Genomic DNA, 14096 nt, shown 5'->3' on the forward strand with positions numbered 1-14096 from the left:
ACAAAACCGAGCAAGGAGAGCCAGTACGTGAGCCCCGAAACCACCGGTCCCGCAGCAGTCATCGTCTTGGCTGCAGGTGCCGGGACGCGAATGAAGTCGCGGACTCCCAAGATTCTCCACGAAATTGGCGGCCTCTCCATGGTGGGCCACGCCCTCCTCGCCGCCCGTTCCATCAACCCGCGGAAACTTGCCCTTGTTGTCCGGCACGAGCGCGATCGCGTGGCAGAACACGTCTCCGCGCTGGATCCGGAAGCCCTGATCGTTGACCAGGACGCGATCCCCGGCACGGGACGCGCTGTCCAGGTCGCCCTCAACGCCCTCGACGCCGAAGCGGAGCTCACCGGCACTGTGGTTGTCACTTATGGAGATGTGCCCCTGCTGACCGGCGAATTGCTGGGCGAACTCGTGGCCACCCATGAAGCCCAGGGCAACGCCGTAACGGTGCTCACAGCAATATTGGACGACGCCTCGGGCTACGGCCGCATCCTGCGTGCCGAAGACGGCACGGTCACCGGCATCCGCGAGCACAAAGATGCAAGCGAAGCCGAGCACACCATCCTGGAGGTCAACTCCGGCATTTACGCTTTCGACGCCGCTGTGCTGCGCGACGCGCTGACGCAGGTCACCACTGACAACGCGCAGGGTGAGATGTACCTCACCGATGTCCTCGGGCTGGCGCGCGACGCCGGTGGCCGGGTTGCCGCCGTCGTCACCCAGGACCGCTGGCAGGTTGAGGGCGCCAACGACCGCATCCAGCTGTCCGCGCTCGGTGCCGAACTTAACCGCCGCATCGTCGAGTCCTGGATGCGGGCGGGCGTGACGGTGGTGGATCCGTCCACTACCTGGATCGACTCCACGGTCAGGCTCGATGAAGACGTCCGGTTGCTGCCCAATACGCAACTGCACGGTTCCACCACTGTGGCGAGGGACGCCGTCGTGGGCCCCGATACGACGCTGACGGACGTCAACGTTGCCGAAGGTGCCAAGGTGACCCGCACCCATGGCTCGGGTTCCATCATTGGAGCCGGGGCAACCGTTGGACCGTTCACCTACCTCCGCCCTGGCACGGTACTGGGAGAGACCGGCAAGATCGGCGCCTTCTACGAAACCAAGAACGTGACCATCGGCCGCGGTTCCAAGCTGTCCCACCTCGGGTACGCAGGTGACGCTGAAATCGGCGAGGACACCAACATCGGCTGCGGCAACATCACGGCCAATTACGACGGCGAGAAGAAGCACCGCACGGTGATCGGCTCGGGCGTGCGGACTGGTTCAAACACCGTCTTTGTAGCTCCGGTGACCGTGGGTGATGGCGCTTACAGCGGCGCCGGTGCCGTCATCCGCAAGGATGTCCCGCCTGGAGCCCTCGCCATTAGCCTGGCCGCGCAGCGAAACGCCGAAGGCTGGGTACTGGCCAACCGCCCTGGTACCAACTCAGCGAAGCTGGCCCAGGCCGCGCAGGAGTCCATGCTGACCCCCGCCTCCACATCCTCACAATCTCCAGCAACCACAGAAGAGGGCAAATAGGCATGAGCGAAATTACCGCACACGGCGAGAAGAAATTGATTCTCGCCGCCGGAAGGGCACATCCGGAGCTGGCGCAGGAAATCGCGAAGGAGCTGGAGACTGAGCTCCTGCCCATCGACGCCTATGACTTCGCCAACGGGGAAATCTACGTCCGTTCCGCTGAGAGTGTCCGCGGCACCGACGCGTTCGTCATCCAGGCGCACCCGGCCCCGCTGAACAACTGGCTCATGGAGCAGTTGATCATGATCGACTCCCTCAAGCGCGCCTCTGCCAAGAGGATCACGGTTGTTTCACCGTTCTACCCGTACTCCCGCCAGGACAAGAAGGGCCGCGGCCGCGAGCCCATTTCCGCGCGTCTGGTAGCGGACCTGTACAAGACCGCCGGTGCGGACCGCATCATGTCCGTGGACCTGCACACCTCCCAGATCCAGGGCTTCTTCGATGGCCCGGTTGACCACCTGATGGCGATCCCGCTGCTGGCCGACTACATCCGCACCAAGGTGGAGGCGGACAACATCACCGTTGTTTCGCCGGACACCGGCCGCGTCCGTGTCGCCGAGCAGTGGGCGGAACGCCTTGGCGGTGCCCCGCTGGCGTTCGTTCACAAGAGCCGCGATCTTACCGTGCCCAACCAGGCTGTCTCCAAGACCGTTGTTGGCCAGGTTGAAGGCCGCACCTGCGTGCTTATTGACGACATGATCGACACCGGTGGAACCATCTCCGGGGCCGTCCAGGTCCTGAAGAACGCTGGCGCCAAGGATGTCATCATCGCTTGCACGCACGCCGTTTTCTCCGACCCGGCAGCGCAGCGTCTCGCTGATTCGGGCGCACGCGAAGTGGTTGTCACCAACACCCTGCCCATCCCGGCAGAGAAGCGTTTCCCGCAGCTCACGGTGCTGTCCATCGCACCGTTGATCGCGCGTGCCATTCGTGAAGTGTTCGACGACGGTTCGGTCACCAGCCTGTTCGACGGCAAAGCCTGACGCCGGACTACTGACATGACGGGCCATCCGCCGCCTCCGGGCGTGTGGATGGCCCGTTTCAGTAATGAAGGTATCCGCTGGTAAACTCTTGGGGATACCTTGGCGAGGGAGAGCACATCCGGTGCGCGTTTTGAACCGGAATTGCGGGTCTCCGTTATCGACTGGGTCTGCATCTCCTTCGACACAGGCGGGCTGCTGCTGGACAGCAACGGTCGCCGGGCGTAGAAGGTCCACAGACCTCCGCCCTTGCTGATCGACTTGTCCGGAGTTTCCGGACGCCACAGTAATCAAGGAGTACACATGTCTGAGCAGAAGCTCACCGCGGAACTGCGCACCGAATTCGGTAAGGGTTTTGCCCGCCGTGCACGCATGGCCGGCCAGATCCCGGCTGTCATCTACGGCCACGGCGCAGAGCCGATCCACATCAACCTGCCCGGCCGCGCCACCACGCTGGCCGTCCGCGTTTCCAACGCCCTGCTGGCAATCGACGTCGACGGCGAGAAGCACCTGACGCTCGTCAAGGACATCCAGCGCGACCCGGTTAAGCAGATCATCGAGCACGTTGACCTCCAGACCGTCCAGGCCGGCGAGAAGGTTACCGTCGACATCGCCATCCACGTTTCCGGTGAAGTTGCTCCGGGTGCTGTTGCCAGCCTCGAAGCCACCACGGTTTCCCTTGAGGCCGAGGCAACCCACGTGCCCACCGCCGTCGAGGTTGACATCGAAGGCCGCAAGGCCGGCGAGAACATCCACGCATCGGACCTCGTCCTGCCGAAGGGTTCCACCCTGCTCACCGAAGGCGACACCCTGGTGGTCCGCATCGCCGAGACCGCTTCTGAGGCTGAAGAAGAAACCACCGCAGCAGCGGCTGAGTAGTCTTTGACTGCATAGGCAAACGCCTTTTGAGTGGCCGGGTCCCATTGGGTCCCGGCCACTTTCTTCTTTCACTCCCGCGTAATCCCGCGCGCCCCCGCGATTCCGATACCGGTCAGGCAAGTTCGCCGAGCAGATTCGCTGACCGGATTTCCTGACCAGATTCCCTAGGATGAGACCATGACTGACACCTGGCTGATAGTTGGCCTTGGCAACCCCGGCAGCGAGTACAGCAACAACCGGCACAACGTGGGCCAGATGGTGCTTGACGAGCTGGCGTCGCGGATGGGCGGCAAGTTCAAGACCCACAAGGCCAGGGCGCAGGTGGTGGAGGGCCGGCTGGGGATTGGCGGGCCCCGCGTAGTGCTGGCCAAGCCGATGACTTATATGAACGTTTCCGGAGGTCCTGTCGCGGGGCTGGGCAAATTCTTCGACATTGCGCCTGACCACGTAATTGCCGTCCACGATGAGATCGACATCCCCTTCAACACGGTCAAGCTCAAGATAGGTGGCGGCGAGGGTGGCCATAACGGCCTCCGCGATATCTCCAAGGCGCTGGCAACAAAGGACTATCTGCGGGTGCGGGTAGGCGTGGGCAGGCCTCCGGGACGTATGGATACCGCAGACTTTGTCCTCCGGGATTTTGCAGCGCCCGAGAAGAAGGAATTGCCATTTCTGCTGGACGAAGCCGCTGACGCGGTGGAACTTCTGGTCAATGAGGGGCTCCTTGCGGCGCAGCAGAAGCATCATGCGGCAAGAACTTGAGCAAATCTTGAGGAAAGCCTGAGGAAAGCCTGATGATACGAGGCGCCCTTAGCCCTACAAACTGTCGGCGCCCGGAGGTAGTGTGCATGGTACGCAGGTAAGCGGTGGGGGACTGTCGCGGATGTTGTAGCGAAGGATGCGAATGTCGGCGGAGTTGCTAAACAAAGGCGGTGGAGGCGCAGCGAGGGCTGCGGCTCCGGACCTTGTGGGCGGTCCATCCGATCGGCAAACATGGTCATTGTTGGCCAGGAGCCAGGATCTGTCCCGGGCAACCAAGCATCTGGAGTCCCCGGAATCGTACGGTGTGGTGCTCACGGGCGAACGGGGAATTGGCAAGTCGGGCCTGGCCCGGGCAGTAGTTTCCTCGCTGGGCCCCAAAATTCACAGCCTGCAATTGCGCAACACGGTCGCCAACGGTCAGACTCCCTACGGGTGCCTCGGATTCCTCCTGGCGAGGCTGCCGTCCGAGGCCGTCAGTTCGCCCACGGGCATTCTGCACGCGATTACCTCCCTGATCCGTAAAGAAGCCGCGGGCCGCGGGACTGTCTTCATCGTGGACAATGCCGGCGGTATGGATCCCATGAGTACGGGCGTGCTGCTGAATCTGATGGCCACTGGAACGGCCAAGGTGATCGCCACTGTTCAACGCTCCAGTGATCTCCCCGCTGATTTTCATCGGCTGGTCCTTGAGGAGCAACTGGGCGAAGTCCATCTGAACACGCTGAGCGAAGAACAGACCAAGCAGGTTCTCGGCTCGGTGCTGGGCCACTACGTTTCTTCGACCCTGGTTGGCTCACTCCACTCCGCTGTCGGCGGGAACCCGATGCTGCTGCACGCGCTCCTGGACGAGCAACGCCATTCCGGCAACCTCGTCCTCAACGATTCCGTGTGGACGCTCAGGGACCGGATCAAGCTTGAAGGCGCCACAGTTGTTGAGGACTTTGTCCGTTCCAGGCTGGCGCGCGAACCGCAGGCCAACCGGACCGTCGTCGAGGTTCTGGCCTGTGCGCAGCGCGCCACCCTGGTGGATCTTGCAGCGATCTTTGGCACGGAAGTGCTTGTGGAGATGGAGGAATCCGGGCTCTTGAGCGTTGACCGCAGCGGCGAGCACTGGGTGTCCCTTCGGGATGCCTATGTGGGTGAGGTTGTTCGGGGCTGGCTGAGTACCCGGCGCCGTCGCGAGCTGAGGTTGATGCTTCTTGGACCCAAGGAGCCGGAGCTGGCTGGGTTGGCTCCACAGGATTTGCTGAGCTACGCCGCGTGGATGCATGCCTGTGAGGATGAGCCGTCACCGTCGCCCGCGCACGCCTTGGCAGCAGGCCGGGCGGCCCTGGACGATTACGACCCCAACTTTGCCATCCAATGCACACTCTCCCTGGATCCGAAGGATCCCGAATGGGTGCCGGGGCAGCGCCTGAAGTCAGCTGCCTACCTCATGCTGGACCTGCCCCTGCACGCGGCCCAGGCTTTGGATGAGGTTTCCGAGGCGCACATTGCGGCTTTGGACCCAATGGAGTTTGCAGAAGTAACAGCGGCCAAGTGCCAGGCCATGACATGGATTGACGGCCGATCGGCTATGGTGCCCGGAGTGATCGCGGCGGCAAATGAAACATTGGAGTCCATCGTTTCGAATCCGGAGAAGTACACGCCGGAGATGATCACGCGGGCCCGGAACCGGCTCCTGCTTTGCAACTACGAATACCAGACGTACATGGGCGAATACACAGCTGTGGCCGAGGACCTGGAAGAGGAACTGGCCAAGGACCCGGCCGTGGACCGGGAACACTGGCTCAAGTCCGCCTTTTGCCTCATTGAAGCCCGTTGCGTGATGGGCCGGGAACTGGAAGCGCAGCAACTGGCACGCACCGTGTCCCGGCAGCTGGGGAACAATGACAGGCCGGCGCAGTTGGAGGAGTCTTTCGCGCGGCAGGCTTTCGGAGTGCTGCTGCTGTCCGGACAATGGCGGAAATGCATCGAGCTCATGCGCCGGACGCCCTCCACGCCTTCCCGCCTGCAGTACCGGGGTGCGATCACCGAACTGGGCGTAGGCCTCGCCTACGCTTACGCAGGGAAACCCGCTAGCGCGATCGAACCGTTGCGTTCGGCCGCCGCGCAGCTGGAGCTCCGCCCCGCCATGAACATGGTCAAGGTTGCCTACGCAGCTACCGCCTTTGCCTATGCCCAGTTGGGGAATTCACTCGAAGCCGGACGCTACCTTGACCTGTACCGCACCTGCCGGGGTGTTGGAACATATTTCTCCGAATCCGTCGCTGAGTTCTGCGCTGAAATGGCAGGGCGATGGATGGGGGACCCGGACGTCAAACAGCGGCTGCTTGCCCGGGTCCATCAGGACATCGCCAAGAGGCGCTTTACAACAGCGGGCATCTGCCTTTTCGGCGCCACTGTGGAGGGCACGGACGCCGAGTACAAGCTGCTGGAAGAAGTTGCCACTAACCGTCAAGGCCCCTTGGCACAGATCGCCCGTGACCTCGCTCGCGGATCCCTGAACAAGAGTTCCCGTTCCCTTCTGGCGGCCGCCGATGCCGCAGCTGCACTGGATTTGTTGGTGGTCGAAGCCAGGTGCGTTGCCATGGCCTTGGACTTTGCCCGTAATGCCGGTGAAACCACGGCTGCCCGGACCGCGCAGCTTAGGCTTGAGCGTCTGGAACAATCAGTCGCGGCGTTGCCGATCCAACCACGAAGCGACGCACCGGTGTTGACCGAGCGTGAACGGCAAATTGCCAAACTGGCCGGAAAGGGTGTCAGCAATCGTGAAATCGCTATGGATATTGGGGTGTCTGTGCGGACCGTTGAGGGACACCTGTACCAAGTGTTTACCAAGCTCGGCGTTTCATCGCGAGGCGAGCTCAATGGTCTCCTGTGAGTTGAGGAGCGTCGTTTCCGTCAACCGGGTGCGTGCCCATGCAGGCTGAGTACCTTGTTGGCAGGGACGCGGAGTTGGACCTCGCGACCGAAATATTGAGGCAGGAGGGCGCGGGCGCCGTCCTGCTCCTTGCCGATCCCGGCATCGGCAAAACGGCCATGGCCGCCGAGATCGCTGCCCGTCTGGCCGGCGAAATGGTAGTGATGCGGATCCATGGAAGTCCGGCACTGTCCGCTGTTCCTTTCGGTGTCCTGGCGCCCTACCTCCTGGACCTGCCTGTGGAGCAGGCCACCTCGCCGGTGGCGATTCTTCGCGAGTTTTGGTCCCAGTTCGAGAAAAGGCGCGGAAGCGAAGGCGCACGGCTCCTTCTGGTTGTAGACGACGCCCATGACCTCGATGAGGCCAGCACACAGATTCTGGCCGAACTGGTGACGGCTGGCTGGGCGAGGCTAGTGGCGACCAGCAGGCCGCGGCCAGGACTTCCTCCTGCCCTTCTCCAGCTCTGGTACGACGGCCTGGCAGAGCGCTTCGAACTCCATCCCCTGGAAAAGGAAGAAGTGGCCGAGCTCGCCGGGAAAACCTTGGGCGGGTCGGTCATGGCAAGCACCACGGATGTTTTGCATGCTGTTTCGGAGGGTAACCCCCTGTTGCTCCGTTGCCTCCTGGAAGACTCAAAAGCTGACGGAAACCTGGTGCGTCGAAATGGCGTCTGGTTCCTCACCAGGGCCCTCTCCGGCACCGGCGAGGGCCTCTCTGAAGTGGTTCGGAACAAAGTCCTGCGAACCAGCGAGGCTGAACGGGAAGCGATGTACATCATCGCCTTGTCCGAACCCGTCCCCGCCGCCGTACTCGACGCGCTCGTGGGCAGGGATACGTTGCGGTCGCTGATGGACAACAGGCTCGTGATTTCCAGTAACGGCGCTGGTAGTCCGCTGAAAATGTGGCACCCGATGTATGGTGAGGCGCTTCGCCACATTGTTTCGCCCGCGCGTAGCCTCCAGATCCGCCAGCGTATGGTTCAGCACCTGCCCGCGGAACCATCAACGGCAGAGGGCCTGCTCCGAATGGTGAGTTGGGCGCTGGACTGTGGTGCCGACGTCGACGACGAACAGCTGCTGAGGGCAGCGTTCCTCGCCGCGAAACTCCTGCAGAATCCGCTCGCGCTGGAGGCCGCTGCCAAGGTTCGCTCCGAAGCGCTGCGCCCCCGTGCGCGTGCCGTGATGGCAATGGTCAAATACAACGACGGCGACTACCGCAGTGCCGTGGAGCTGCTCGAGGAAGATGCCGGGTTCCTGGACGCCGATCCGTCCGGGCCCCTGGGCGCCGGACTGCTGTGGGGAGCTGCGAGGTCCGCGATGGGGGACAGCTCCGGTGACATCCTGGCTGACGTCCACTCTGCCGCCGACGCACTGGTGGCGGGCCGCAACGCGCAGGACCCTGTGGTCGAACAGATCCGACGACACGCGGCGGCTTTGGAATTGGCGGCGCTGGCCCATGACGGCCGCTATGGAGAGCTTCGTGAGGGACTTGCCACGTTCCAGGCCGGTCTTGCCGCGGACGAGCCCGATTTCGTCATGAACCAGCTTTTCCTGTTGGCAATGCAGTGCGAGCTCCTGATGGTGGAGGGCCAGGCGGTGCAGGCATTGGAGATGGGCAGGGAAGCTCTGGTGTTGCTGGATGAACACCACGACGACCTCCTGTACTTCACCGACTTCATCCTGGTCCGCTATGCCTTGGCTGCGCTGGAGTCGGGGGATTGGGCGGCCGCCGAGACGGCCCTGAACCGCTACGCCGCCAGCTCCGCCATGGGGTTGATAACGTTCGGTGGCGACATCCAGGCGCTCAAAGGATTGTCCTTGCTCCGGCAGGGTCGGTTGGAACAAGCCAGCGCTGTGTTGATTCCCGCAGTGGAGGCACTCCGTGTGAAGGACCCGCAGAGGTTGCGCCGCCTGGGCAACGCGCTGGCGTTTTACGTTGCGGCCCGGTCAGGAAACCATGAACTGGCCCAACGCCTGTCCATGGACACGGTGGTGGTCCCGGCTGCCGGTGGCGCCTATGTTGAAGCCCTGGCCGAGATCTTCACCCTGGCCGCAAAGGAGCTTTTGAATAAAGGAACAGGGCTGGAGAAACTGCGGAGCCTCCCTGATTCCACGCATCTGCATCAACTTCCGGGCGTCCTGCTCCAGAACCTGGTCCTCAGGGCAGAGCTGGGGGACGGACAGGTCATGGAAGCCATCCAGGAAACTGCCTCGTCAATGGCTGGAGCATGGGCAGGCGGCTGGCACATGCTGGCCACCGCCCAAGTGGACGGCGCTGGCGATGCGTTCGTCAACGCAGGCAACCTGCTGGCCGCCGGAGGCATGCCCGGGCCAGCGGCGACAGCTTTCGACAAAGCCGCCGTTGCCTTTGACGCGGAGGGCAAACGGCCCGAGGCGCGGCAGGCGGCCGTGTTGCGCGACGTCAGCGAGGCCAGCCTGGGCGACGCACAGCTCCACGACCCCCACACCGAAGTGGACCGTTCCGTGCCCCTGACCCGGCGCGAGCAGGATATTGTGGCGCTGGCCGTTTCCGGACTCACTGACCGGCAGATCGCGGAGAAACTCATGGTCTCTGTCCGCACCGTGGAGGGCCACTTGTACCGCAGCTATGCCAAGCTGGGCATCCGCCGGCGCGAGGACCTTGGGGCTGCTGTCCGCAATTGATGCACGGCGTTTGAGTAGCTCCGGGAGCCTGTAAACACCACGTGGTTGCGGTATTGCACCAATTACCACCAATCAATGGACTAACCCGCGCCCTTTCCCTGCCTGGACCAAGTAGTGCCCCTCCAGGGGACTGAGTACAACAGAGTATCGGGGCCCGGAAACCGCCCTACTAATCGAGTACCGATTACTGGTGTTCTGATTTCCGGCACGCGGTTAACTGATCTTGGAAGGAAGGAAAGCCCCAAGCATCCCCCGAATTCCACATCGAAATACCGCATCGGTGGTCTCTTTGAGCCGATGCTCCGGCCACCGAAAGGCGGTCCGGCCCTGGACGAAGCCGGCGGCGACAGAGTCTTCTGAGACCGAGACTCTCCCCCCAGCCGTCGCCGGCTTCTAGGCCAGGGATCCCGCAAAATCGCGGAAGCCTAAATTCTCCCGGACCAAGGGACTGCTGCTATTGGAGTGTGCATGTTGCCGGACCCCTGGCTGGACGAAGACGCTGTCACAGTCAGGCTGAGGCCGTCAACATTCCCGGACCGGAAGCAGATCCTGGATCTGATCCTCGCGGCAGTACCCTCTCCTTCCACCAACGGCATTGTTGTGATCGGCGACAGCGGATCTGGAAAGAGCCATTTGTTGCTCTCCATCAAAGCAGGACTACCGGACACCATGGATGTCCGCACTTTCGCCGGCAAACCGGAACTCCAGACAACCGTCTATGGTGCGTTGAGCGCCGCAGTGGAGCCCCCAGGCGAACAAACGGCCCTCCCGGGACTTCATGTCCTGCGGGCGCTCACCCAAAGCCTCGGTCCAGCAGAATACCTGTACACGCCCCCGGTTGCCCGGCGTCGAAGCAAGCGCCACCCCGGGCCCAAACGGCCTCCACTGGTCCTCCTCGTGGACGACATCCACTTCGTCGATCCTGCGTCACTGGCGGTTTTGCTGCAGCTGATGCCGGGATTCGGAGCCACCTTGGTAGCTACGGCCGACAGCCGCCGCCCGCTACCGCCGGATCTGTACCAGTTGTGGGAGGAGGGCTTCCTGGAGCAGTATGTCCTGGCTCCCTTTACGTTCACTGAGGCACAGGCTCTCTGCGAGGACGTGCTGGGCGGAAAGGTTCAAAGGCGCGCCAGCAGTCTTCTGGCGGCGATGTGCGGATTTAACGTGGGACTCCTTTGCCTGGCGATCCAGGATGCACGCAACGCCCATCTCCTGGTTCAGCGCGACGGATACTGGACCCTCGACGTACGGGCTCATTGTCAATGGCCCGGGGTGGTTGAGCACGTCCGGGCCGATATCTCCCACCATGCTGCGGAAGAACTGAAGGCGTTGGAGGTCATTGCGCTCGCCGAGCCTCTGGCCCTGGATGTTGTTGAACACAGCTTCGGCCAGAAGGCCGTGGAACACCTTCTTGACGCCCACCACATCAGGGTCCTCCCAGGAAGGCCTCCGCTTGTCCGTACGAGTTCATGGCTGCGGGGCGAGGGCATCCGGCTGTCCGTTCCCCGCTCGCGCAGCACGGCGCTCCGGCTTGGCATCGAGGAGCCGGGACTCACAGCGGATTCTGCGCCCGCCATGCTGCGCTGGATGACGTGGACCCTCGATTGCGGGCTGAGCCTCTCCGATGAACTCATCCTGGCTGCAGCGCCTGCCGCTGACAAACCCTCCACCGCTGAGCTGGCCATCAGGGCTTCCATGGGTATTAACGGTCCAGGCCACCGGGATGACGCCAGGATGATCCGGGCCAGGGCGCTCATTGCCGAAGGCCAGCTCAAGGAAGCAGCACCGGAGTTGCGCCAGTTGGTGGGTGGATCGCAGGCGGAGGTGCAGGCGGAGGCTGCACGCCGGTTGATGGCATTGGGTCTTTTGGGGGCGGCCTCTCCCATGCCGCCCGACGGCGGGGCCCAGGAGCCGCAGGAACCGTCGGATCCAGCCGCCCGGGTCATGTGGAATGTCCACATGGCCGAACAGCTCCTGCTGTCCGGGGACGCTCCCCAGGCGTTGGAAAAGTCTTCCGCTGCCTTGGCTGCCACTGATGCCGACCCTGCGCTGGAGATGTTCCGGCCAGGGGTGCTCCTTCGCCACGTTTTCCATCTGCGGCACAACCTGTCATGGAGCAGGCTGGACTCCGTCCTGGATTGCCCGTGGACCTATGCAGTGCCAGCGCACCTGGCATGGTGCCTGGATGTAGCGCGGGGTTATGCGCAGCTCAGCCAAGGCCTGCCCCGGGCCGCATTGCGAACGCTGGAACCCGTTGTGGCTGAACTGCACGACGCCGGCCTGCCGCCGGTTCTGCAGCTGGCAACGGCGATGCTGGCGTACTCCGCGGCGCTGTGCGGTGATTCGGAGCTGGCAATGGCAAGGGTGCGGAAGAGCTTGATGGCAGTGAAGGAAGGGGCCGGCCGAACTGAAAATGGCCTGTTGTCCCAGTTCAGCTCCCTGTTCGTGGCGGCAGCCCAGGACAAGGTTTCGCGCAAGCCCGGCCACTTGTTTGCGGCAGCCGAGGCCTTCCATGACCAGCAAAGTCATTTGATGGAAGCCGAGGCGTTGACCCTCATGATGCTCAACGCAAGCGGGTCCGCCGTCGAGGACCTTGTGGTGCAGCGCCGCCTTAGCGAGCTTGCCGCCTCGTTGCGGGGCGCCGGCGCTGCGGCGACGGGAACTTTCGCAACGGCTTTGTCGGGTAATGACCCCAAGGTGCTTGAATCTGCCGGCAAGAGCCTTTCCGGGGACCGGCAGTTCGCGCAAGCGGCCCTGTGTTACGCCCGGGCGGCCAGTGGCTACGAAGCGAGGACCCGCAGCGCGGCGAGCCGCCGCGCCTGGACCTTGATGGAGCGGCTGCATGGGGCTTTCGACAGCGATGTTGCTCCGCCGCTGGGATGGCTGCCTGGTACAGCGGGACATTGAAGTACAGCGGGGCACTGAGATACTGCAGGACGCCGACGTGCTGTACGGCACATCTCCGGGGACGTCGCGCCGTGGGATAATTGAGTGTCCCTGAAGGATTTCCAAGGAGCGCCCCTTGACAGTCGTATCAACTCCCGCCTCACTGCAGCAGTCCGTGGTTCCTGCCATGGACAATGCGGAGGTGCTGCGGATCCGGAACGACTTCCCCGTCCTGGACCAACTGGTCAACGGCAAACCGTTGATCTATCTCGATTCCGGGGCCACCTCGCAGAACCCTTTGAGCGTCATAGAGGCCGAGCAGGAGTTCTACGAGCAGCGCAATGCCGCGGTTCACCGTGGCGCACACCAACTTGCGGTGAGCGCGACTGAGGTCTTTGAGGACGCCCGCCAAACTGTCGCGGATTTTGTTGGTGCCCAGTACGAGGAAACCGTGTGGACGTCCAACGCTACGGAGGGCCTGAACCTCATCAGCTATGCCTTGTCCAACGCCGCCTTGTGGGCTGCTCAGGGCCGCGGCAGTTCGGCGTTGAAGGAGCTGGCCATCGGTCCCGGGGACGAGATCGTGGTCACGGAAATGGAGCACCACGCCAACCTGATCCCCTGGCAGGAGCTCGCTTTCCGCACCGGCGCCACACTGAAGTACATTCCCATCACGGACGACGGCGCGCTCCGGCTCGATGCCGCGGCAGAAATTGTGCGGGAGCGGACCCGACTGCTGGCTTTCACGCACGCGTCCAACGTCCTGGGAACCATCAACCCGGTTGCCGAACTGGTGGCTCTCGCCCGACGCGTGGGTGCATTGGTGGTTCTTGATGCTTGCCAGTCGGTGCCTCACATGCCCATTGACGTCAAGGACCTGGATGTCGACTTCGCGGTGTTCTCGGGCCACAAGATGCTGGCTCCCACGGGCGTCGGTGTCCTGTACGGCAAGCAGGAACTCCTGGACGTCCTCCCGCCGTTCCTCACCGGTGGGTCCATGATCACCACGGTAACTATGGAGCGCGCCGAATACCTGCCTGCTCCGCAGCGCTTCGAGGCCGGGACACAACGCATCTCCCAGGCGGTTGCCCTTGCCACTGCCGTGAACTACTTGTCCGAAACCGGGATCGACCGCATCCATGCCTGGGAGGCTACGCTGGGTCAGCGCCTGGTCAAGGGACTTGAGGGCATCGACGGCATCCGCGTGGTGGGTCCTGCTTCCGGCGCGGAACGCATCGGGCTGGCTGCTTTCGACGTCGCCGGTGTCCATGCCCACGACGTCGGCCAGTTCCTTGACGATCGCGGCATCGCCGTCCGCGTCGGTCACCATTGCGCCCAGCCGCTGCACCGCCGCTTGGGGCTGACCGCTACTACCCGGGCCAGTACGTACCTTTACAACACCACAGACGACGTCGATGCCTTCCTTGACGCCGTGTCTGGCGTCCGGGCCTATTTCCAGGCCTGACCCAGGGCGTC

Annotated in this window: 9 protein-coding genes; all 9 read left to right on the forward strand. The window is 63.2% G+C overall.

What is annotated here, in order from left to right:
- Nucleotides 1–27 precede the first annotated feature (27 nt).
- Nucleotides 28–1527, forward strand: coding sequence for a bifunctional UDP-N-acetylglucosamine diphosphorylase/glucosamine-1-phosphate N-acetyltransferase GlmU (gene glmU, locus J2Y41_RS07140; RefSeq protein ID WP_309928019.1), 1500 nt, complete (start codon nucleotides 28–30; stop codon nucleotides 1525–1527).
- 2 nt (nucleotides 1528–1529) lie between these two features.
- Nucleotides 1530–2510 (forward strand): ribose-phosphate diphosphokinase, encoded by a 981-nt coding sequence (locus J2Y41_RS07145; RefSeq protein WP_159697849.1) that lies wholly within the window; start codon nucleotides 1530–1532, stop codon nucleotides 2508–2510.
- Between the two features lie 99 nt (nucleotides 2511–2609).
- Nucleotides 2610–2735: a hypothetical protein gene (locus tag J2Y41_RS07150; protein ID WP_263433777.1), complete on the forward strand. Its 126-nt coding sequence runs from the start codon at nucleotides 2610–2612 to the stop codon at nucleotides 2733–2735.
- A 75-nt stretch (nucleotides 2736–2810) separates the two neighbouring features.
- Entirely contained in the window at nucleotides 2811–3386 is a 576-nt protein-coding gene (locus J2Y41_RS07155; RefSeq protein ID WP_224091717.1) for a 50S ribosomal protein L25/general stress protein Ctc, read from the forward strand.
- A gap of 177 nt (nucleotides 3387–3563) precedes the next feature.
- Nucleotides 3564–4148: an aminoacyl-tRNA hydrolase gene (pth, locus tag J2Y41_RS07160; RefSeq protein WP_309927531.1), complete on the forward strand. Its 585-nt coding sequence runs from the start codon at nucleotides 3564–3566 to the stop codon at nucleotides 4146–4148.
- A gap of 142 nt (nucleotides 4149–4290) precedes the next feature.
- Nucleotides 4291–7032: a LuxR C-terminal-related transcriptional regulator gene (locus J2Y41_RS07165; protein ID WP_309927533.1), complete on the forward strand. Its 2742-nt coding sequence runs from the start codon at nucleotides 4291–4293 to the stop codon at nucleotides 7030–7032.
- Between the two features lie 38 nt (nucleotides 7033–7070).
- Nucleotides 7071–9734 (forward strand): AAA family ATPase, encoded by a 2664-nt coding sequence (locus J2Y41_RS07170; RefSeq protein WP_224091732.1) that lies wholly within the window; start codon nucleotides 7071–7073, stop codon nucleotides 9732–9734.
- Between the two features lie 468 nt (nucleotides 9735–10202).
- Nucleotides 10203–12641, forward strand: coding sequence for an ATP-binding protein (locus J2Y41_RS07175; RefSeq protein ID WP_309927537.1), 2439 nt, complete (start codon nucleotides 10203–10205; stop codon nucleotides 12639–12641).
- 115 nt (nucleotides 12642–12756) lie between these two features.
- Nucleotides 12757–14085, forward strand: a complete 1329-nt coding sequence (locus J2Y41_RS07180) for a cysteine desulfurase (RefSeq protein ID WP_224166856.1) — start codon at nucleotides 12757–12759, stop codon at nucleotides 14083–14085.
- Nucleotides 14086–14096 lie beyond the last annotated feature (11 nt).

The sequence above is a fragment of the Arthrobacter sp. 1088 genome (assembly GCF_031455315.1).
GTDB lineage: Bacteria > Actinomycetota > Actinomycetes > Actinomycetales > Micrococcaceae > Arthrobacter.